This window comes from Acinetobacter boissieri (genome assembly GCF_900096955.1).
Classification (GTDB): domain Bacteria; phylum Pseudomonadota; class Gammaproteobacteria; order Pseudomonadales; family Moraxellaceae; genus Acinetobacter; species Acinetobacter boissieri.
Map to the genome: position 1 here is coordinate 113,216 of NZ_FMYL01000001.1, position 23,565 is coordinate 136,780.

At 38.5% G+C, this 23,565-nt stretch carries 15 protein-coding genes, 1 pseudogene and 1 riboswitch; of the genes and pseudogenes, 3 read left to right on the forward strand and 13 right to left on the reverse strand.

All coding sequences use genetic code 11. The features are described 5' to 3' along the window. Positions 1–27: 27 nt before the first annotated feature. From BLS38_RS00560 to BLS38_RS00585, 5 genes are all read right to left on the reverse strand, one after another. Positions 28–1,254 carry a magnesium transporter CorA family protein gene (locus BLS38_RS00560; RefSeq protein WP_092746388.1) on the reverse strand — a complete coding sequence of 409 codons (1,227 nt, stop codon included), beginning with the start codon at positions 1,252–1,254 and terminating at the stop codon, positions 28–30. An 87-nt stretch (positions 1,255–1,341) separates the two neighbouring features. After that, positions 1,342–3,429 (reverse strand): polyribonucleotide nucleotidyltransferase, encoded by a 2,088-nt coding sequence (pnp, locus tag BLS38_RS00565; protein ID WP_171258511.1) that lies wholly within the window; start codon positions 3,427–3,429, stop codon positions 1,342–1,344. A gap of 246 nt (positions 3,430–3,675) precedes the next feature. After that, positions 3,676–3,945 carry a 30S ribosomal protein S15 gene (gene rpsO, locus BLS38_RS00570; protein WP_092746390.1) on the reverse strand — a complete coding sequence of 90 codons (270 nt, stop codon included), beginning with the start codon at positions 3,943–3,945 and terminating at the stop codon, positions 3,676–3,678. A 211-nt stretch (positions 3,946–4,156) separates the two neighbouring features. Then, positions 4,157–4,507 carry a DOPA 4,5-dioxygenase family protein gene (locus BLS38_RS00580; RefSeq protein WP_092746392.1) on the reverse strand — a complete coding sequence of 117 codons (351 nt, stop codon included), beginning with the start codon at positions 4,505–4,507 and terminating at the stop codon, positions 4,157–4,159. 101 nt (positions 4,508–4,608) lie between these two features. Beyond that, positions 4,609–5,154, reverse strand: a complete 546-nt coding sequence (locus BLS38_RS00585; protein ID WP_092746683.1) for a GNAT family N-acetyltransferase — start codon at positions 5,152–5,154, stop codon at positions 4,609–4,611. 555 nt (positions 5,155–5,709) lie between these two features. Next, a riboswitch (TPP riboswitch) is annotated at positions 5,710–5,833 on the forward strand. Positions 5,834–5,937: 104 nt separating this feature from the next. Here BLS38_RS00585 and thiC point away from each other — a divergent pair. The 3 genes and pseudogenes from thiC to BLS38_RS00600 all read left to right on the forward strand — a co-directional run. Then, a pseudogene (gene thiC, locus BLS38_RS00590) lies at positions 5,938–7,716 on the forward strand (phosphomethylpyrimidine synthase ThiC); the annotation flags it as partial. Between the two features lie 373 nt (positions 7,717–8,089). After that, the gene (locus tag BLS38_RS00595; protein ID WP_092746394.1) at positions 8,090–8,344 is read left to right on the forward strand and encodes a hypothetical protein; all 255 of its coding nucleotides are present in this window, start codon (positions 8,090–8,092) and stop codon (positions 8,342–8,344) included. An 85-nt stretch (positions 8,345–8,429) separates the two neighbouring features. Continuing rightward, the gene (locus BLS38_RS00600; RefSeq protein ID WP_092746395.1) at positions 8,430–8,714 is read left to right on the forward strand and encodes a hypothetical protein; all 285 of its coding nucleotides are present in this window, start codon (positions 8,430–8,432) and stop codon (positions 8,712–8,714) included. A gap of 372 nt (positions 8,715–9,086) precedes the next feature. Here the strand turns inward: BLS38_RS00600 and recD are convergent, their stop codons facing one another. The 8 genes from recD to nadA all read right to left on the reverse strand — a co-directional run bounded on the left by recD (position 9,087) and on the right by nadA (position 23,336). Beyond that, positions 9,087–10,859: an exodeoxyribonuclease V subunit alpha gene (recD, locus tag BLS38_RS00605; protein ID WP_425283434.1), complete on the reverse strand. Its 1,773-nt coding sequence runs from the start codon at positions 10,857–10,859 to the stop codon at positions 9,087–9,089. Positions 10,860–10,955: 96 nt separating this feature from the next. Continuing rightward, the gene (locus BLS38_RS00610) at positions 10,956–14,633 is read right to left on the reverse strand and encodes a UvrD-helicase domain-containing protein (RefSeq protein WP_092746396.1); all 3,678 of its coding nucleotides are present in this window, start codon (positions 14,631–14,633) and stop codon (positions 10,956–10,958) included. After that, entirely contained in the window at positions 14,626–18,291 is a 3,666-nt protein-coding gene (locus BLS38_RS00615; RefSeq protein ID WP_092746397.1) for an exodeoxyribonuclease V subunit gamma, read from the reverse strand. The genes BLS38_RS00610 and BLS38_RS00615 overlap by 8 nt, the downstream gene beginning before the upstream one ends. A gap of 116 nt (positions 18,292–18,407) precedes the next feature. After that, the gene (locus tag BLS38_RS00620) at positions 18,408–19,325 is read right to left on the reverse strand and encodes a hypothetical protein (protein ID WP_143230095.1); all 918 of its coding nucleotides are present in this window, start codon (positions 19,323–19,325) and stop codon (positions 18,408–18,410) included. A 174-nt stretch (positions 19,326–19,499) separates the two neighbouring features. Then, positions 19,500–19,916, reverse strand: a complete 417-nt coding sequence (locus BLS38_RS00625) for a VOC family protein (RefSeq protein WP_342027981.1) — start codon at positions 19,914–19,916, stop codon at positions 19,500–19,502. Between the two features lie 142 nt (positions 19,917–20,058). Next, positions 20,059–20,469, reverse strand: a complete 411-nt coding sequence (locus BLS38_RS00630) for an NUDIX hydrolase (protein WP_092746400.1) — start codon at positions 20,467–20,469, stop codon at positions 20,059–20,061. Between the two features lie 157 nt (positions 20,470–20,626). Next, positions 20,627–22,150, reverse strand: coding sequence for an L-aspartate oxidase (gene nadB, locus BLS38_RS00635; protein WP_092746401.1), 1,524 nt, complete (start codon positions 22,148–22,150; stop codon positions 20,627–20,629). After that, positions 22,134–23,336, reverse strand: a complete 1,203-nt coding sequence (gene nadA / locus BLS38_RS00640) for a quinolinate synthase NadA (protein WP_092746402.1) — start codon at positions 23,334–23,336, stop codon at positions 22,134–22,136. Before nadA ends, nadB begins: the two co-directional genes overlap by 17 nt. Between the last annotated feature and the right edge of the window lie 229 nt (positions 23,337–23,565).

Below are 23,565 nucleotides of genomic sequence, written 5' to 3' on the forward strand. Positions count from 1 at the left end.
AACGTAGCGTGCAGGCCACGCTATGTTTTACTTCTCACCTTTGGCCATTTTTTCAACTTCTTTAATGGTCTTTTTGATGGGTTCCACACTCAAAATTGTAAATAAATTAACATTCTTTTGATTCGACTGCGACAGCATATCTACGACACTTTTTTCACCTCGCCCCACCAAATGGCGGCGGTAAAAATAAAATGTAAGTAAGAGCGTTGTTAGTAACATCGCAACTAACATCACCCAAAAACCCTCAGGTGATTTTAAACCCGGAATTGACTCAAAATTCATGCCGTAAATACCCGTCAGCAATGTCAATGGTGCAAATATGGCGGTAATAATTGCTAAAATACGCATATTTTCATTGGTTTGGTTAGAAATTGCAGAAAAGTGCAAATCTATGGCAGACTGAATTGATTGGCGTAACCTTGATGTATGTTTTTGAGTTCGTTCTACATGACTCACCAAATCATTAATTCGAACCAAAATTAAATCTAAACTGTCTACAGATGATGGTGCATCATGCACATGGTGATGATTTTCTACGACTTCATCTCTGAGTTCTTGTAAAGTTTCAATCTGCTCTTCACACAAATTTTCAACCTGCTGAAAAGCCATATTTTCTTGGAGTAATTGTTGCCACTGTTTGAAGTAGTGCTTTCCTTGCAATAATTCTGTTTGCCAAAACTCAACACGACGTGTCAATGGTGTTCGTAATCCCAAATAGTCATCAATCATACTATTGAGTAAACGTAGTGCTAAATTCAATGGATTACTGGGTAAGCGTCTAAGTTTATGTTGTTCAGCAACATTTTTTTCTAATACACCAGCGAGTCTATCTAAATAGTTTAGTATGGATTTATTACCACGCTCTCGTACTGTAATTAAATACTTCTCTGTAATAATAAAATTTACAGGTGTAGTCAATAAACCAAATTCACTTTGATGTTGCTCAGTAGACTGATTGTCAAGAATTTGCTGATCTGCAGGAGTCATGATTTTACGGAATGTTAAAAAATCATACTCTTCCATCGTATCAAAGCCACAAGGGTGCTCTATGTTTAAAATATCTGCAACATGAAACTCATTCACAATAAGGTCGGCATGCATTTTGATTTTTTCTTGCCAAAGATCTGCAGCATGAACAATATCTTCTCGAACACAATCAATCCACACAAAAGCAATCTGTTCTTGACTCACATGTTGCTGAGACACACTTAAAACACCTGTGTCTTTGTGACGGTAAAAATAATAATTTTTCATAAAAAACGTCATACTTATTGTTTAAGTCACTATTGTGGAATGAAAAAAAGCCCGCATCAAGCGGACTTTTTTAAATTAAAACAAGATTTAAGCTTGTTCGATGTCTTTCATAGACAATTTAATACGACCACGATTATCTACATCTTGCACTTGGACTTTAATTTCTTGACCTTCAGTCAATACATCAGTCACGTTTGCAATACGCTCATTTGAAATTTGCGAGATGTGTAACAAACCATCTGTACCCGGCATAATGTTTACAAACGCACCGAATTCTACAATACGAATGACTTTACCTTGGTAGATTGTGCCCGGCTCAATTTCAGCAGTCAGTGCTTGAATTTTTGCAATCGCTGCACGTGCTGCGGCTTTCGTTTCACCAAATACACGTACTGTACCATTGTCTTCAATATCAATCGCTGCTTTCGTTTCTTCAGTAATTTGACGAATCGTTGCACCGCCTTTACCAATCACATCACGAATTTTGTCAGGATTAATACTAATCACTTCAAATGTTGGTGCATGTGCAGAAATTTCAGGACGAGCACGAGAAATGACTTTATTCATTTCATTCAAGATATGCATACGACCTGCATACGCTTGATTTAATGCAACTTCCATAATTTCTTCGGTAATACCTTCGATTTTAATGTCCATTTGCAGTGCAGTAATACCGTTTTCAGAACCTGCTACTTTAAAGTCCATATCACCTAAGTGATCTTCATCGCCTAAGATGTCAGAAAGTACTGTGAAACGCTCACCTTCTTTCACAAGACCCATTGCAATACCTGCAACTGGTGCTTTTAAAGGTACACCTGCATCCATTAATGATAGCGATGCACCACATACAGAAGCCATAGATGATGAACCGTTTGACTCTGTAATGTCAGATACAATACGAATCACATATGGGAAACGATCTACAGGTGGTAATACAGCATACACACCACGGCGAGCCAAACGGCCATGACCAATTTCACGGCGTTTTGGACCAGTTTCACGACCAGTTTCACCTACTGAGTATGCAGGGAAATTGTAATGCAGCATGAAGCTGTCAGTTTTTGTACCTGATAATGTATCTACCATTAAGGCATCACGGGTGTTACCCAAAGTTGTTGTTACAAGTGCTTGCGTTTCGCCACGTGTAAACAACGCTGAACCGTGTGCACGATCTAACACGCCCACTTGTACATCTAAACCACGAACAGTTTTGCTATCACGGCCATCAATACGTGGTTTACCAGATACAATATTGTCACGTACTGTGCGGTATTTAAGGTCTTCAAATAAGTCATTTAACTCATCTGCAATACCGCTTTCATCATTTTCAGGAACAAATTGTGCAAGTGCTTCGGTGCGTAAAGCATCTAATGCGCTATAACGATCTTGTTTTACAGCAATAGTGTAGGCTTCTGAAATTTTTGCTTCAAATGCGTCTTTGAGCTTCGCACGTAATTCTTCGTTTTGTGTCGGTGCTACCCATTCAGTTTTTTTCGTACCCACTGCAGCTGCAAACTCATTAATGGCTTGTACTACAATTTGCATTTCATCATGGCCGAATAATACAGCACCGAGCATTTGGTCTTCTGACAACTCTTTCGCTTCAGATTCAACCATCAGCACTGCAGATTCTGTACCAGCAACAACAAGGTCAAGATCAGACTGAGCAAGTTGCTCGTGTGATGGGTTTAAGATGTATTCGCCATTAACTAAGCCAACACGAGCACCACCAATTGGGCCACGGAATGGTGTATCTGCAATTGCAAGTGCCGCAGAAGTACCAATCATTGCAGCAATGTCTGCATCCATCGTTTTGTCTGAAGAAACAACTGTTGCAGTCACTTGAACTTCATTGTAGAAGCCTTCAGGAAACAATGGGCGAATTGGACGGTCAATTAAGCGTGAAATCAGTGTTTCTGATTCAGATGCACGGCCTTCACGTTTACCATAACCACCCGGAATACGACCTGCTGCATATTGTTTTTCTTGATAATTTACAGTCAGTGGAAAAAAGTCTGTGCCTGCTTTTGCAGTAGGTTGAGCAACCACTGCAACCAATACAGTGACACCACCCATTGTTACTAGAACAGTATTGGCTTGACGTGCAACACGGCCTGTTTCTAGTACAACTTGATATTGACCATATTGAAATTCTTTACGAATTACATTAAACATTGACATATATTGTTATTTCCTAAGTAATTTATTCTAGTGGAGACCCCTAAGGTTTGGCATTTATAATAAGGTATTTTCATGATTTATAAATGACAAAACTTAGAAGCCGACTTCACCAGATTTTAAACACAAAGAAGGAGCGAACATTCGCCCCTTCTCAGATTGCTTAGCAAACTAAGCTATGCTTTATTTTCAGTGCCGATGTTATAAATAACATACGTTGTACCGAAAAGTAGCTCAATCGAATTAACGACGTAAACCTAAAGCACCAATTAACGCAACATAACGACCGTGGTCTTTACCATTAAGATAGTCAAGAAGTTTACGGCGTTGGTTAACCATACGGATCAAACCACGACGACCATGGTGATCTTTTTTGTGTGCTTTAAAGTGACCTTGCAAGTCATTGATTTGAGCAGTAAGTAAAGCCACTTGTACTTCTGGTGAACCAGTGTCATTTTCTGCACGTGCAAATTTAGCAATGATTTCAGCGCGGTCTGTAGTTGTTAAAGACATTCGATTTCTCCGAGATGCTTAAAGTTAAAAAATGATATAAAACAATTTATAAAAAACTGCCTGCCATGCATCACTACAGCAAGTACATATTTTAAGTGAAAAGTGTCCAAATTGCAAAATGCTTTTACCAATTGCGTCGAATTAGGCCATTTATATTTAGTATGGCGTAATTTGACTTTTTCTTTCATCATTCCACCTTAAAGCACCCATTTTACGTGAGGTACTCTAATCTTAATGGGATTCTTTTACCCATCCATATAGAATGATCTGTATGAGCTAATACTTCATTCGCCAATTCAGGATGAATCAAAATACTATAATTTTCTTCATATTGTTTAAAAAATAATATAATTTCGCTCATCACATCTTTTGAAAACTCAAGCATAAACATTGGCTTTGGTAAAGGTCCAGCTGGACGCAACAACAAAGGGAATATTTTGGCTAAATGTGAGATTTGATTCGTAACTTTTTCATGAATTTTATGAACGTATTCAGTTTCTTCCAAATCAAAAAAGAAATGTAAATGGTAAATTAAAAATAACTTATCTGGTCTATGGTCCATACAATTTAGCCATTCGATATTTATAAAATTAATAGGAGATAGATCGTTTAAAGCCTTAATATCTCACCAGGCTTAATACGTTTACATCAATTAGATGGATATCATGCGTCATAATCCAATCTAATTAATGATAATTGGTATAAGTCGTGGTAATTATTATGCCAATATCCAGCTTGTCGTTGAAGTCCTTCACAAATAAATCCTAGAGTATTAAGTGTTGTTATTGACCTAATATTATCGGTATGAACTTGTGCTTCAATACGATTTAACTTCATCGTGTTAAAACCGTAACTTATCGCAGTGGATAAAGCTTCTCTCATATACCCATGACCTTGAGCAAAAGAAGCCAACTCATAGCCTATAGCACAACTATGCCATGCTTTATTCCATTTAAATAATCCGCATGTTCCCAAAAAAGCGTTATCTGAACGTCTTTCAATTGCCCAACGCACCCCTACACCAGTCGAGAACGTACTTTGAAAAATTTGAAATAAATTTTCGGCTTGACTCAAATTCACGACAGGATCTACGCCAAACCAGCGCATATGATGTACATCACTATGTATTGCTCGTAAATTTGGAATATCTTCAACTGTTAATTCTCGCAATACGAGCCGATCAGTTGATAGGGTTGGGAATATATGCAATTCAAAATCCTTTATTGTATTTAGAGTGACCAATATTTCAAATCAAATAATCATTGGCATTTAAGACAAAGATAGCACACAAAGTAAATGATCAGATTTTTCTAAAATAGACCTACTAACACCTAAAAAATTTCAGGCTAGCGCAATATAAAAGGACCCAAGTTTCCTTGGGTCCTTTTATATTGCGCTATGTTATTATTATAATTCTGAGTTTTTTTATACTTTGTCTTTATGTTTTATTACGTTCCTGTGTTTTTTTACTTTTTTCATCTTGTTCCCACATCTTCATATTGCCATAATTAAATATGCGTTATAGTGGTTTTTGACTGTATCTTTCGTACGAAATAGCTTACATAAACATACATCAATCAAAACATATCTCTCATACTCGGTTTACAATGAATTACAACGATATTATTTATTAAATTTAAGCTCAATTACGTGAGTTACTCTCAATCTAAGCCATAAAATGATGCACCCTCTCTGCTTAAAATACAAACAACAGTAAAATTATTTTAAATTCATCAAAACTGGCAATAATCTGCTACTATTCAACCCTGCTTGACGGAGTGCGAGTAACGACTCGCTGAGATCACCATAGAAATCGTCTTTCTTAATGATGAATACCGTTGAACCTGATCAGGTTAAAACCTGCGTAGGAATCAAGCCACCACAAATTGATACCCTTATATTGTCTATGGAATACCCATCCATATATAAGACAAACATTTGCATTCATTTTTGGCAGTGCTTGATTCGTTGATTTTCATAAGGATCATTATCTTGAAGCCATTAACGAATCTGTCGAATAAACACACCCAGCTTGAGCAAGATGCTCAAGACCTTACACGTATACTTCCTGCATCAAAGAAAGTCTATATTGAAGGTAATCAACCGTCTATTCGTGTACCCATGAGACAAATTTCACTCTCTGACACCCCAGAAGGACTAGGAGGTGAAAGCAATAGTGCTATCTTAGTTTACGATACCTCTGGCGCATATACAGACCCCAACATAACCATTGACCTCAATATAGGACTTCCCAAAGTACGTAAAGGTTGGATTGAACAACGCCAAGATACAATCGAGTTGGGTGGGTTAAGCTCCCTGTTTGGCAATGAACGAGCCAAAGACATCAAAACTGAAAATATTCGTTTTCAACATATTCAAAAGCCTAGACAAGCCAAACCTAAAAAAAACGTCACACAAATGCATTATGCAAAACAAGGGATTATCACGCCTGAAATGGAGTTTATTGCCATTCGTGAAAACCAACGGCAAGCGGCATCTGTCAATGCAACACAACATCAAGGCCAAAACTTTGGTGCACAACATATAAAATGCATTACTGCCGAATTTGTACGCCAAGAAGTGGCTGCTGGCCGTGCCATCATTCCCGCCAACATTAATCACCCTGAAAGTGAACCCATGATTATTGGACGTAACTTTCTGGTTAAAATTAACGCAAATATTGGTAACTCTGCGTTAGGCTCATCAATTGATGAAGAAGTGGCTAAAATGACATGGGCCACCCGTTGGGGTGCAGACACCATTATGGATTTATCTACAGGAAAAAACATTCATGAAACACGTGAATGGATTATTCGCAATGCCCCTGTACCTGTAGGGACAGTCCCTATTTACCAAGCACTAGAAAAAGTAGATGGTGTTGCTGAAAACTTAACATGGGATATTTTTAAAGATACGCTGATTGAACAGGCCGAACAAGGTGTTGATTACTTCACCATTCATGCAGGCGTGTTACAAGCGTATATTCCACTGACCAGTCAACGACTGACAGGTATTGTGTCACGTGGGGGTTCAATTATGGCACAGTGGTGTATGACGCATCAAAAAGAGAACTTTTTATATACGCATTTCGATGACATTTGTGAAATCATGAAAGCATATGATGTCTGTTTTAGTTTAGGTGATGGTTTACGCCCCGGCTGTATTCAAGATGCCAATGATGAGGCGCAATTTAGCGAACTAAAAACGCTTGGTGAACTCACACAACGTGCATGGACACATGATGTACAAGTCATGGTTGAAGGACCCGGTCATGTCCCAATGCATATGATTAAAGAAAATATGGATTTACAACTTGACGTGTGTAAAGAAGCCCCTTTTTATACTTTAGGGCCTCTTACCACCGATATTGCACCCGGTTATGACCATATTACCTCTGCCATTGGTGCCGCTATGATCGGATGGTATGGTACAGCAATGTTATGCTATGTCACACCCAAAGAACATCTGGGACTACCCAATAAAAAAGACGTTAAAGATGGCATCATCACCTATAAAATAGCAGCACATGCAGCAGATCTTGCTAAAGGCCATCCCGGGGCACAAGTCAGAGACAATGCACTATCTAAAGCACGCTTTGAATTTCGATGGGATGATCAATTTAATTTAAGTTTAGACCCAGATACCGCACGTGAAATGCATGATGAAACACTTCCTAAAGAAGCACATAAATCAGCACATTTTTGTTCGATGTGTGGACCTCAATTTTGCTCTATGAAAATTAGTCAGAAAGTGAAAAACATTGCAACATCTAGCAAGCAAACACACTCATTAAGTTAACACATTGTTTATTAACCCATACGTATGCAAATTAAACCAATATCGTATTTGCATGGTTGAGCTAAACTAAACAATGATTGTGTATCTAACGACTACACCTGTACGTATATTTTAATAAACGTACAGGTGTAAATTATTCCACTTTAAATGCAAAAGGAGGATTTCGGTCTTCCTTTTTAATATACGCATTGTCCGTGACAAGAGCTAAACCGTATTTACAAAAATTTATATTTTCTACACATCTGCCATGTTGTAACTGGCATAAATGTTTTCTAAAATTAAATAAGATTAGAACAAAAGTTAAAATGAGTGAACTATTTTAATTAGCATAGTAGAGGGTATTGTTATGGTAAATAAAGCAGAACATTTAGCCACATCCCAAATGCAGTCTCTTCATTTTGATCAAGCCAATCATATTCACAGAATAAGCCGTGTGCTGTTCTTTTTATATCATAAGACAAAAGCATTTGCTCAATATCAAAAGATACAGACAAAACAAAAAACCATGCAAATGATGTTTTTAGAAAAATATAGGTCCAAAAAAAACCTAATCAAAACGAAGTTACTATTTAAATTTAATCCCAATCCCATAGCACTATAAATTTATATTTTTATAGGTACATACTATGTGGCGTTTGAGCTGGTTAGAGACAATTCATACATCTGATATTTTGGAATAACACCAAATGAATAAGCTCTTGGCTTTATTCACTGTTTGTTTGACAATATCAAATACCTCTTTAGCAAACACAACAGGAATATTTTCAATACAGGCGCAAGTAATACCCAGTTGTTCGATTAGCACACAGCCTTTCGTGCAAAGTAATCGTTCTGAGAAGAACATTGTGAATGTACTGTGCAACAATGACTTAAATACAGATGCACAGATGCAAGACAGTTCAGAAAACACGCCAGACATCAGTAAAACACTTTTGCCTAACGACATATTGAACTTAACGGTGACCTATTAGCTTATTTTGGAAGCCTTGAATGATACGACTACTTACCAATACTTATGTCTGTAATAAATAACAGAGAAAGTCATAAAATCCTCATGAATGCCTTTGACTGAATCAACTAATTATTTAAAAAACAAACAAAAAGAAAAGCCTTTTAGTCTCTCCCAAAACTAAAAGGCCCAGTAGCTTTTACACTTATTTCATTAACCCACGCTTCATTGTAAGTTTGCAGTCTTTCGAATATTTATTCTTTTTATCTGCATCATTGTTTGATCTTTCCCGATCAAGCTTATTGTGTAAAGCAATCATCGCAAAAAACCAATACTTACACTATTAGCCAATAACTCTATTTGATGTACGCTATTTCGCACAAAGTGATTTTTATTAATCCAATATGTCGATCAAGCCACTCTGCCGTGTCGTTTGTTGACTTAGTGCCCGAGCAAATGCCGTTTTATCTACCAATAAAGTCACCACTTTTTTGGCACGTGTAATGGCCGTATAGAGTAACTCTTGGCTAAGTAGTCGTTCAGAAATATGCTCTAACACCACCGCAGTGTGGGTAAATTCTGAACCTTGCGACTTATGAATGGTCATTGCAAAAGCTGTTTGTATATATTTAGGCAATCGTGTTGCTAAAACCCACTTTGCCAAACTTGGGAAATATACTTCAAACTGTGTGGGATCTTGCCTATGTTTAAAACAGATACCCACATCACCATTTGACAGCCCAATTTGATAGTTGTTTTCAGTCATCATCACCGGCCGACCGACATACCAGTCACCGTAAGCGTGTGTATATGGAGCCAAATATTCTAAAAGTTGCGTTTGCATATAGTGATTGACTTGTGTCACACCAAACATACCATGACGCATTGCCGTTAAAATACGGTAGTCATCAAAAGCCTGTAAAACTTGCTGTTGCTCACGACTTAAGTCGGTACATTCAGCATCGTTTTCAGTTTGGCAATACTGCTGTAATGCACGCGCATAGCCTTCAAACCCATACCATAATGCCTGTAAATAATCTTGTATTTGCGGTGTAATATGACTCGCTGTATCTTCAATATATTGTAGCTGAATAATATCGTTACCTAATTGAGATAATTCAATATTTTTTAGCTTTCCTGACTGAACAATCTGTTGCTCAAATTGTTTAACTACATCATCTTTTAGATTTGGCTGTACTTTCTGTTGTTGAATAAATTGAGCCATTTGCCCAATCTGTGCATCGTGACTAAAACGGCGACTGTGCTTTAACTCAACACAATTAGACTGCAACATCTTGGAATGTTGTAAGTCACTGAGTACCGTGCCTACATCTACAGATGCCAATTGATTTGCATCACCTAATAAAATCAAACGTGTCCCTGTCGCAATGGCTTCAAAGAGTTGTGTCGCAAGGTTAAGGTCTAGCATAGAAGCTTCATCAACCACGACAACATCATAAGGAAGTGGTTGGTTTTGATTAAACTGTGCTCGGCCTTGGTGGCCTATTTTCAATAACCGATGCAGGGTCACAGGTTGTAGCAATGCTAACTCAGATGTAACGAATCCCTGTGCTATGAGCTCTTGATCTGAAAAAGCATATTTTAAAGCTTCTTGCATACGCTGTGCTGCTTTACCGGTTGGTGCTGCCATTGCAATGCGCAAATTTTGAATACTGTGATTAAGTGCAGCAATAATTCGTGCCAATGTATAGGTTTTTCCTGTACCGGGACCACCTGTAATCAAGCTCAAACCACTGCTTGCAACCAGTTCAAGTGCTTGCTTTTGGTATGTGTCTTTTAATAGGTCGTTATACGCTGTACTATCTACGCCTACCACCGACTGCTGACTTAAGCGTCGTACTTGCTGTGCCAAACGTTGCTCAAGTGCATAGTATCTGTACAAATAGAGTCGATTATTGCAAAAAATAAATGGGGTGATGTAGCTTTTATCCGTAAAAGACACTAGACTACGCAACCGCTTCGCATCTAGCACAGTGCTTTCTAAGCAACTATGCCCTTCTGATGCTGCAAGAAGTAGTGTTTGTATTAGGGACTGAGCAGAGATTTTATCATCTAGCGTAGTAAAATCGGCAGATTCCGTCAGATACTCTGACCATAATACGGCCCATGGTTCCACCTGCATTTCTTGTTTTTCTAGGTTACTCACAGACATATCCTCAAGGTTATACACATAGATATCAACAGAGTTATGCTCAGGTTTTTCCACAACATAATATATTGATTTAAAATCATAAATTTAGAGTTATTGGGCAACATTATCGTACCCTAAAATCGCATCAAGTCGTAAAATCAACTCTGTCTCAGGTTGCCAATGCAATACTCCATGCCCTGCTGTACCCTGCATGCCTCTTAAATATAAATAACTTGCCCCACCCAAATGTTGCTCAATCGCATAACCTTGTAATTTTTGTTTTAAGTAACGATGTAGTGCCACCAAATATAAACTGGCTTGTAACCAATAACTGCTTTGGGACATGTTTCTAGCAATTTGATCAGTCGTATAGGCTGTGAGCTGTTCACCTAAAAAATTACTTTTATAATCGGCAATATAATATTTTCCTTTAAATAAATACACCAAATCAATTGAACCATTCATAAATCGTGCAGACTCAGCCGCATTTAATACAGGAATGGTCAAATTATATTCTTGTAACAAGCGATAGATTCGCTGTGTAGCAAACACTCGGTCTGATAAAGCCAAGTGGAAAGGAAACTCAGACAAGTAGTCTTGCTGGCCTAATTGTTGTAAACAAAAATCGTCATGGATGGGTGTCTGCATCATTGCCTGCAACCACTCCAGTATAGCTTGTATCATGTGCTGTTCAGGTTGTTCTGACCCTGCTTGGTAGTACTCCAATAAAGGCTGACGTAATGCGACATAATCATTTTTAAAACGGCGTTGTATTTCTAAGGCCCAATCTTGACTGTTTTGAAAATCAATTTGCTCAAATATTTCATGCAGAAAATTACCTGCCTGTGTTCCCATCGGAAACTTCATTGCAATGGGGAGTATTGACATAGGCTCAGTGGCCACCTCTACCACAGACTGCACGACGACTTCATCATCGGCAGGAAGTTGCATGCTGTCTTGTTCAACCAATAAATCTTGTGCTTGTTGGCGGGTCAAATGTTGTGCTAGTGCTGAAAAACTCGTACGTGAACGAGGATACAACTGTAATTTTGGCAGTGGTTGTGCATGTATTTCAATCCATTCAATTTTTTTCTCACGGTAAGCTGCAGGTGCACTCAAAATTTCAAGCTCCTGCTTACTCTCCACATGTTCAAATGGCACACCTTGCGTCCAAAAGTTCACACCTGCGGCATTTTTGGGTTGATTCATGACCACATACATACGGTGGCTCGCACGAGTTAATGCCACATACCATAAGCGATTCTGTTCCGCCTCGGCACGTACTTGATGCTGTGACAAAGCCTGTTCTTGCAAATGCTGTCGATCATTAATTTCAACCACACGGAAGATTTGATGACTTGTCTCTGTTTCTTCTGTGGTTGAAAAATTTAAAGTTTTGTTTTGTTCTTTAAACGTAGAATCTGCATTGATTAAAAAAACAATTTTAAACTCTAAACCCTTAGATTGATGTATGGTCATGAGCTGTACGCCCGCTACACTCGACAAACCACGCTCAAGCTCCCACTCTCGCTCACTAGGACTTGCCACTTGTTTAATGTACCATTGGTATAAATTATGGGGTCCTTGATAATGCCGACTCTCTTGGCTAAGTAAATCGCTCAAGTGCCTTAAATCGACGACAGCACGCTCGTTGTCACGTGAGGCATATCTCACCACAGTTTTCCAAATCTGAAATTGATTCAAAGCAAATTGCCAAGCCGTTAAAAACTGCCGTGTAAACCACATTTCACGAATCTGATCAAACAAAGCAATATATTGACCAAGGCCATCGGCCTGTGTTTCAAGCTGAACCAAGTCAGACACGTTGAAACCCATTAACCGAGTGGCCAATGCCCGCTTGACCAAACGTTCATCAAAAGGATTTAAAGTTGCGGCTAAAAATGCAGCGACATCTTGCGCCATTTGACCTGCAAATACACTACGTTTGGCGGGTCGATTGACCCGTATACCTAAACGCTCTAACTCATATTGAACCAAGTCTAAATTGTGGTGATTCTTAGACAAGACTGCAATATCATCGGCCTGTATGGGCTGTTGCAGTTGGTCTTTTTGAGTATATAACTGGCCTTGCTGGGCCTGTTGTAACAGCGTAGAAATTTGCCATGCCACTTGTATATCTGAACTGACTTGTTTTTTATCGCTGATATTTAACCACCGCAGTGGTGCATGGTTTTCACCCATTTCATCGACCAAACTTGGGTGTAGCCGCGCACCTGCTTCTACAGCTTGATAAATCACTTGCTCGCCAAAATCTGGGCACTGAAGCAATAAAGCATCGACTGCCTGTACCAGTGGTTTAACTGTTCTGTGGTTGTATTTTAAACGATAATATTTACCTTGTTTGGCAGTTACATCTTGCTGTGCCTGTATAAAAGTCAGCATATCACCACCACGGAAACCGTAAATGGCTTGTTTTCGATCTCCGACCATGACCATACAGCCTTGCATATAACGCTGTTGATCACGCCAAATTTTAGCCAACATATTGTCTTGGTCTTGGTTGGTATCTTGAAATTCATCGACAAAAATGAGTGGATAACTGCGCTGTACAAATGCTGCAAATACTTGGCCTTGGCTGTCTTGTAATGCATCGGACAACGTTTTAATTTGCTGTGCAAACGTAGTTTCGCCCTTGTATTGCAATAACGCAGGTAACCGCTGTTTCACTTGCTGACACAAATAAAATTTAAAGTAGGTTTCAGTCTGTTGCAGTTGTTGTTGTATGTCAGCGAGTTGTGTGAGTACCTCAAAAAAAGTGTGCAATTTAGGGTCATTGTAAAATGCTTCTGCTGCCTCTACTGGACACTTTTTACTAAAGAGTTTTTGTGCATTAAATTGCTGTTGTAGCTTATATAAAGCCGCATAGTCTTGGCTAAAAAAGGCCTTACCATCATCTTTCAGTAATGCGCTGACTGCCATAGGTATCGCGACTTCAAAAAGAGCAGTAAACTTACTTTTATCTCTATACAGCACACCATTCACACCCTGCATATACTCACCCTCAGCGGTGTAATACGGTGCAAGATGTGCCACTGAAAAGCCACTGAGTTTTTGTTGTAAAGGCTCAATGTGCTCTAATGCCAATCTTGGTGGCATAGGTGAATTAAACTGGGCATTGCTAAAATTAAGCGTGTCTTCTACCAATTTCATGTAGTCTTCTGCAGGGTGTAAATGCCCTGCAAAGTACATAAAATCTATCTGCTGTTGGCTTTGCTGTTGTAACCACTCTCTGAGGATGTCATGAATGAGCTGTTTAATGTATTGTTTTGCTTGGTCAGTAATTTCTGCGCGTTCTATTTTGCCACTTTCAAAAGCAAATTCTCTAAGTAACTTTTGACTAAAGCTGTCTAATGTACCTACAAACAACTCATCAAGCTGTGAGATGACTAAGTTTAACCGTGCACATAAGTAATCTATTTTACTGGCGTATTGGCCAAGTAAAATCACATACAATGGATCTGCACTTTGGCTTTTGAGTTCTTCAAGCCATGCTAAATTTTGTTGCTCGGCATAGTCTTGACGTTGCTTAAAAAAATCAAGTGCTTCAATCAGTCGTTTACGGGTACGCAATTTTAATTCAGCCGATGCCGCACGGGTAAATGTTGTTGCAACCACTTGTTTAGGTAGGTATTTTTCAACCAGTGCCCGTACAATTAAACTCGATAAAGTAAAGGTTTTACCCGACCCTGCCGATGCCTCAATCCAATGTAAGCCTGTAAACTGAATGTCTTGAATCGGGTCAAATGATACTTCTATATTGTTATGCATGGTTACAAAGCTCCACATATTGCGTATAGATTGGGGCATATAACCGATATGACCACGTTAAGCAGGCATCTTGTAACAAGGCAGTACGGTCTTGTTGTTGTAAAATAAATTCCCAATCTTGATGGTACTGTGAAGCTTTATCTTCACTGACTGAAAATGCGCCATACTCATATTGGTTTTCCCATACTTTCAGCAGTAATTGCATACTTTTTTCATCAAGCACATCATGCTCATCGACCTGCTGCCAAGTTAAGGCTTTGCTGTCTTCTATGGGTTTAAGTAGCAAAGCTGCAGGGAGTACCAACGGCGTTTGCTGTGCCACATGCCATGCTTGCCACCAATCTGCTAAATAGGCCTTGGCTTGCTTAGAACTGACCCCTTGGCAAATCATAGTGTGATTGCTAAAGACTACCACACGTTTTAAGTCTGTACCTTCATCTGCAAGGTCTAAATAACTTAACCACAATAAATATTCAAGCCACACTTTGATACATCGTTCTGCTCGTGCGCTCGATGCCTGTAAACTCAGCCACTGCTGTGCACCTTTTTCTGCAATACGTATGCGTATATATAAACCTTCTTCTACACACAAGGTATCTTGGGTCGTTTTGGTTGGCTCAGGTGCATAGCGTTTTAGCTCAGTAAGCACATCTTCATGCGCTTGCTGTGCTTGTTGCCATGCACTGTGCTGTACTTTACCCACAGGTAAACAGTCCATGAGTAAATCTACATCTGGCAAATGTTGTTGCTGTTGTAAAAAATCTCGTATTTGATAACGGCCTAAACCATCTAGCAATAGCGGTTCATTGTCTTGTATTTCGTCTATAAAACGTAAGTTTGCTACACCTAAAGACTTCAAGTACAACTGCGCAGGAAAAGTGACATCAGACAACCACTGCTGTTGCTCAATCACTCGAAGTGTTTTAGCAGAAGTATTCACTGCTGTATCGACCCACGCAGGACGTTTTACAGTGTTTTTTTGCAACTGAGATGCCACATCAAACCACTGATTTTTGTACTGTAATGGCTGGGTCTGGCTAAAGTACTCTAGATCAAACGGCTGTAAATGATGTAATTGATACAGTGGTCGCAAATGTGGTGCGACCTCCAAGCCACGATCATCGAGTGGCATGGGTTGCTCTGGCACAGCCACAATTAATTGTAAATGATCTATTAGCTCTTGTAACACGGCAGATGGTGGACGTACATCACCCCCATTGGCATCGAAGCCATTATAAAATAACCATAGCGCATCTTTGGCCAGTAACAAGGCATCTAAAAAAGCGCCTTGATCGTCTTCAAGCCGTGAGCGGTCACCTAAAATTGGGCGTAATACTTGCATGAGATCAAATGGAATATGCCGTTGCTGACTTGGAAAAATACCGCTGTCTAAATTCAGTAGAACCACCAGACGATATGGCAATGGGCGAATCTGTCCAATTTCGCTAAAAGTGATTGCACCACTCGGTATGGCTTGCTCAACATGGCTTTCTATCGAACTGCTAATTTCTTGAATCACACTAGCAAGTGGCAAAGTTAAATCACTTAATGCCGCAAGGTCGTCGGTTTTGGCATGCCTTTGCTCATAGTTCGCAGTCAATGTGAGCATACGTATTTGTTTTTGTATGACTTCTTTGACACTGCGCAAAACGGTTTCACCCTGTTTTTCAAAGGCTGTGACTTCATCAAGGAGTTTAAATAACCACTGTTCCACTGTGGTCTGCGCAGATTGCTCGCTATACAACCAATCACGGCGTTGGTTAAAGTCTTGGTATATTTGAATGAGTACACCCACCAATGCAAAATCTTCAGGCATCAAATCTTCTATACTTAGTCCATCTAACACCATCACGTGCTCAGGTACAGCAACCCCTTTAACCAAACGATCTAATGCAAATTTAAATGTATAACGGTAGTCAGTGTCATTAGCCAACAGTGTGCGCTGTAAATGAGTGGCATCCAAACCACGCTTAAAACCTGCACGTTCTAAAAGCTGTAAAATACGCTCAACAGCTTGATGATCTAAGTCATAAAAACGCTGTGTAGCCAGTAAACTTAACCAATCGGAAAAATCATGATATTGAAAGCGCCCCTCAGGTAACGTAATACGTCCTAAAACGGCTTGCCATGCGTTGTTTAAATCAAACTGCATCACCCCTGCCATTTTTATAGGCAAGTAATCGTCTTGTAATTTTCCTTGATGATTTGGCATGGGGGCAAACACACTACGAACTAAAGGTTCAATCTCTGCCAGTGCGGGGGTTAAAATTAAAATATCATCTAAACGACGAGGCTGTGTTGGATCTTTTTCTACTAGCCATGTCAATAATTGTGTTTTTAATACTTCAAGCTGACGCAACGTGGTATGACACACATGAATTTGTATAGACTGATCATGTTCATCTAACACATAACTATTGGCTTCAGGCTCCATTAAATACAAAATATCTGCCTGTAGCTGGTGCAATAGATTATCGGTATCGATATCAATAAACACATCTGCCCACTCACCTTCTTCGCCTGAAGACAACCCTGCAAGCAATGAAAAATGATCTCTTGCCTGCTTACCAAAACGGGTGAGTAAAGGGTGTCTAGATTCTCTTGATTCGGCATCAAAATGCTGATTAAAACTATTTAAAAAATGGGCAAGATCTTCATCAGATACCGCTTTGCCCTGTTGTTGATTTTTTTCAATAAAACGCTGCTGCACTTTAGCATCGTAACTTTTTTTCCATTTCGGATCGACACTATCCGCCCAATACTCTTGCGATGGATTGTAATGATAAATCGTAATATCAATATAGTGTGCTAAACGGCGTAAAAAGTGTAGTTGTATCGGTGGTAAATCTAACAGTGTAAAAACAATCACCTGCTGTGGTAATGCTTCACTGCGCTCAAGCGCCGTCATGTCATCTAAGCGTTGCCAAAAAGCATCATCAATCGCTTGTATATTTAAAAAGTCATCATGAAAAATATGTTGCCACAGCCAGCTTTGCCATGCCTCTAAAGCACTCGCTTGCTCTAAATTATATAAAGAGACTTGCTGTTCAGATGAAATTAACGTTTCAATATTTAAATGTTGCCCCTTACCCCACTTTGCTAACCAATTATGTGTACAGCTACACGGCATACCACCATGATCTTGGTTACAGTGACCTCTATACGCCATATAGTGACTAAAAAGTTTCGATACATTTTCCGCCACCCAATACCACATGCTTTGTTTTTTTTGCTGTTTCTGCTTGGTATCCGTTAAATGTGAAGCGCTGTCTTCAATACGCTGAAGAAAGGCATACATGGGGTGGTCTTTTGAGAGCTTTATACCTTGCTCGCTTAATTGCGACAACACGGTATAAATACGCCACTTCATCACTAAGCGAGGTAAATTGGCTTGGCGAACTTGGTCTTTATTGGTTAACACATGCTGATAGATAAACCATTGAAAGGCTTGAATCCGATGATGAAACACGTGATTGGCACTAATGCCGTGCTGCTGTGCAATGTACTGGGTGAGCCAATGTTCAATGGCAGGGTTGGGTACAATAAAATGCTGACTTTGTAATGCACTTAATAGATTTTCCGAGGGCTGATTCACTTGTGCCAATAGAATCTGTGCCAATACTTCTAGCTTTTGACTTTGGCAAACATGAATCGCCATGAATGATCTCCTTTATTTTATGCGTATTATTATGACAGCAATACAGATTATAAACTCATCTGCACATTTAAGTGGTGGTATAAATAAAAGTGTTGTAATCGGTGGAAGACTAATCCTTAAACAGAATTTATATCTAAGAACTTAATTTGATAATCTGTAATTTTGGTGAGTTCAAAAGTGTATTCAGGAAACTCTGCCTGTAGAAAGACCAATGCATCGGCCAGTGTAATTTGGTGTAAGTTTTGACTATAATTCCAAATCAACATATTTATTTTTTTATTAAATTCATTCTTATTTCCACCCTGTGTTTGTTGGTAAATCTCCGAATCTAATTCATCCTCTGGATCATCAAGTGGTAATGTGACTTGTAAGTATAATTGAAATAATAAAATTTCAAAAAATGAAGCATTGATTTTATTTTTATAGCGAATAATCCATACCAAAGTAATTAAATTATGACAAAAAAAACCAGGTTGTTTAAGAGCAGCCTTAAGCAAAAAATTAATAGAAAGTGTAATTTTAGGATCAAATTGAGGTAATAAGGAACTGACCTGTTGCTCAGAAAAAGTGCATGTAATAAATTCAGCGACTCGATCAAGAAATGGTTCTACCTGTGCTGTATCGAGAACATCGTAGACGGTATTAAGTGCAAATAATAAAGTAATGTGATGCGATAGGTATTGGGATCTTTCAGTAGATTTTTCTACATAATAATGAAAAATGGATTCAAACCCATCTCGATCATACCATTGCCTTAATGCTACATAGGAGGCAGGATATAATCCTAGCGATAATATGCGTTTAATTCGAGGTACTGTAAATACGGGTGCATGAATTTGCGTAGCGAAGTTAATCTGAGTATAAATTTCAGAACGATCAATGAGCGAGGCTGTATGTTGCCAAATATTTTTTATATTAAATTCTTCATGTTGAACTAGATATTTAGTTGCTATGTATGCCTTTAAAGCATGAGGTTGATGAATCGTTGCACTGCTATACAGTGCTTTAGTTAATAGTTCATCTTCAGTCATCATGTACTCTATCATTCATCACAATTAACAATAATATTACAATACACTGATCAAGTAATTTGAATAACACATACTTTTATTTCACTCCATTATATTATCATCACAAAAAATGAAATGAATTTAAATACAGACTATAGAAATGCCGTATATCTATAAAAAACATTCAAAAATTTTATTTTAAAATAAAATAGCATTAGCGAGTTCAATTTTATTTTTTGCTGTAAGATATTCATAAGATGTAACTTCAATTTTATTTTTATTTAGATCACAGAAATACACTGACATAGAAACTCCATGATCACCAATCATAAAAGTAATATTATTCTTATTAAGATTAGTAATTAGTGTAGTCATTTCTTCCGCACTTACCCCAAAAGCTACGGTATGACCGGAATGATGAGAATCTCTTTTAAATAGAGCAATTGATGCCCCGTTATTCTTAAGAATTAAAGGGCCTCCCTGTTCAAACCAAAAGTATAAAGACTCATCACGAGAAAAACCGAGGATATTGCTATACCATAATTCTGCTAAATCCAACGCATCAACATATATATGGACATGATCAATTTTATTTATTTTAATAAAAATTTTAATCTACATTAAATATATGAATTAAAATAACAAAATATAGTATTACTTGTATACTTTTAATAAAATCAAAAGCATTAAAATAGCTATATTTAACTCGCAATGGGAGCCAATAGCTCCCATTTTTGATTTCGTATAAGGTGTATTCTTAATATCTAGATTTTATGAATTCTAATAACTCTTTAAAAATTTGATGCCATTCATCCGTTGGCTCTTCAGCAAGAGGATGCCAAAAAAAGTTAAACTCTAACCCACCATCATCATTACAAGAATGCACCCAACTATCTTTTAAATCTTCTGTTGTATGGCATACAAACACATGCCAATTAGCTTTTAATTCAGACGGATGATGTAAACCGAGATATGAGTCAATACTTGCAGATGAAATCCCAGACTCTTCATAAAGTTCTCGTATAGCTGCATCCTCTAGCTTTTCATTCGCTTCAACAGTGCCTTTTACAATTTGAATGCCTGCAATAGGATGTCTAAAAACTAATATTTCAATATTTTGATTAAAATTTCTAAATATGATGGGTACTACTTTTTCCACTACAGTCATGTTCAAAGTGTTTATACAAGATTAGCTAATTATACCCCGATTTAACATAATAGAAAATTATATAAAACAGAAGCTGACAGCTCTCGCTTTTTTGTTTTAGAACCTACTGAAACTCTTAGCAAGATACCTTCTTTAGGGATAGGCATTCAACCTGTCCCTAATCTATATTCAATGAATACAATCCCTCTTTTGAAACCTTTGGATAATCTTCATTAAAATGTGCACCTCGACTTTCTAAGCGGCTAAGTGCACCAGTGGCCATCAGCAATGCAACAAGAATTGAGTGCGATGTAGGATGCTCACTTTGCCATGCTTTTAACTGTAAATATAGTTGCTCTAAACCTTGCTGAGTCCGCACGATTCCCAAATAATGACTCATCCACTGCTGAAGTGTCTGGTGGGAAAAAGTCTCTGCCGATCTATTCACGACAGGCATAGATAATGGCTTAAAAGTATGTGTATAACCCACTGTCGGATATGCCCATACATTCTGCGCAACAACATCTTGTGCAATATTACGCCCGACCACTATACATTCTAATAATGAATTACTCGCCAAACGATTCGCACCATGCAAGCCTGTACATGCAACCTCACCCACAGCATATAAATTTTGAATATCGGTATGCCCTACAGCATCTGTGAGTACACCGCCACAGCTATAATGAGCCGTTGGTGCAACAGGAATCATCTGCTGACACATATCTAAGCCCAAACTACAACACTTGGCATAAATTTCAGGAAAATGTTGTTGAATAAAAACATCATCTAAATGCGTCATGTCCAAATAAACAGGCTGGTTCTGTTGCTTCTTCATTTCTTGAAAAATGGCTCGTGCCACAATATCTCTTGGCGCAAGTTCCGCACGGGCATCATAATTTGGCATAAAGCGATGCCCTGTGGCATTACGCAATATTCCACCCTCGCCACGCAGTGCTTCAGAAATTAAAAATCCATCTGCATGAGGCAAAGCGAGCCCCGTTGGATGAAACTGTATGCATTCTAAATTGACAATACGACACCCTGCTTTGAACGCCAATGCAAGGCCATCTCCTTTAGCAGTTATTGGGTTCGTGGTACGTTCAAACAACTGTCCAACACCGCCTGTTGCAAGCACGATCTGCTGTGCAATAAAAGTATATTGCTGGCGACCTTGTTTACAACGCAAACCATAACAATGTCTATTTTTGGTCAAAATTTCTTCTATATCATAACCGACTAAACACTCAATATTGGTTGCATCTTCAAGCTGTTCTACCAAAGCCTGAATCACAGATTTCCCCGTATGATCTGCCACATGTACAATACGGCGATGATCATGTCCACCCTCTTTGGTCAGGTGTAAAGTGGGTGTATTGGCACTTTGATCTAAATCAAAGATCACACCTTGTTGCTGTAACCATGCAATTGCTTCGGGAGCTTGCGCTAAAATCTTCTGTGTATTATCTACATCACATAAACCCGCACCTGCATTTAGGGTATTTTCAACGTGGTTTTCCAAGCGATCTGTTTCCGTTAAAACAGCTGCAATACCACCTTGTGCCCAATAACTAGAACTGGCATAAAGGTCATTTTTGAGTAGTAATGCAATACGAAAATACGTCGGTAAAGACAATGCAACGGTTAAACCGGCTAAACCTGCACCAACAATAACAACATCATACTCACCATGCTGTACCATGTTTTTTCTCCATGAGCCACGTATTAAATGCCTGTACACCTTCATTTAAAGCGTGTTGATTATCTTGACTAAATTTTTGATACTGTTCGGAAAAAGCCAACATTTTTAAGATTGGCTTTTCAGCGTTGACAATTAGTTCAGCATCTAGCTCAACTCGCTGATGCTGATACTTCAAAACATTCAAACACGCTTCTAAACCATTCATAGCCATCCACGGGCAAAAAGCACATGATTTACATGTTGCCCCATTGCCTGCAGTTGGTGCTGCAATAAATTTTTTTTCAGGGGCCTGTTTTTGCATTTCGTGCAAAATTCCCAAATCAGTTGCCACAATAAAAGTCTGATTTTCATAGTGTGTAACAGCTTTCAGTAGCTTACTGGTCGAACCAATCACATCTGCATAGGCCACAACTTCAGCAGGTGATTCAGGATGAACTAAAACCAATGCATCTGGATGCTTTTTCTTTAAATGTTCAAGTTCAATACTTTTAAATTCATTGTGCACAATACAAGAGCCCTGCCATAACAGCATGTCGGCCCCTGTTTGTGCTTGAATATAACCGCCTAAATGACGGTCAGGCCCCCAAATGATTTTTTGACCCTGTGCATGTAAATACTGCACAATTTCAATTGCAATTGAAGACGTGACCACCCAATCTGCACGAGCCTTCACTTCGGCACTGGTGTTGGCATATACAACCACTGTACGGTCAGGATGCTCATCACAAAATTTTGAAAATGCATCAATTGGACACCCCAAATCAAGTGAACATGTGGCCTCTAAATCTGGCATGAGTACTGTTTTTTGTGGGCTTAAAATTTTAGCTGTTTCACCCATAAAGCGAACCCCTACCACAAGTAAGGTTTCTGCAGAATGAGACTGACAAAATTTTGCCATTTCAAGCGAATCACCCACCATACCGCCTGTTTCTAAGGCCAAATCTTGTAATTCAGGTTCAACATAATAATGTGCCACCATCACCGCACGGCGTTCTTTGAGTAATTTCTTAATGTCTTCAATATACGACTGTTGTTGTTCTTGGCTCATCGGCTGTGGCACTTTTGCCCACGCATGTTGCAACGTACAGCTATTTTCTACCTGCTGTGTTTTAGCATCTGCTAAATACGTGTGCATAAAATCCAACGATGGCTTTTCATAGGGATAATGTGCAATGGCATTTTTCATTATATTCATCCAAATTACGGCTTTCTTAATTATGCTCATAATGAGTATATAAATTCAAACGATTTTTACTCAAATTGAGTATAAATAAATTAAGATATTGTTTTATATATATTTTATTTTAAACCCTACAGTTACTTTAATTTATACGGAAACATTCAAGAATATTCACTGTTTCGCATACAATAGAGATGAGATATCTACCCACTTAATATAAGAGAACACAAAATAA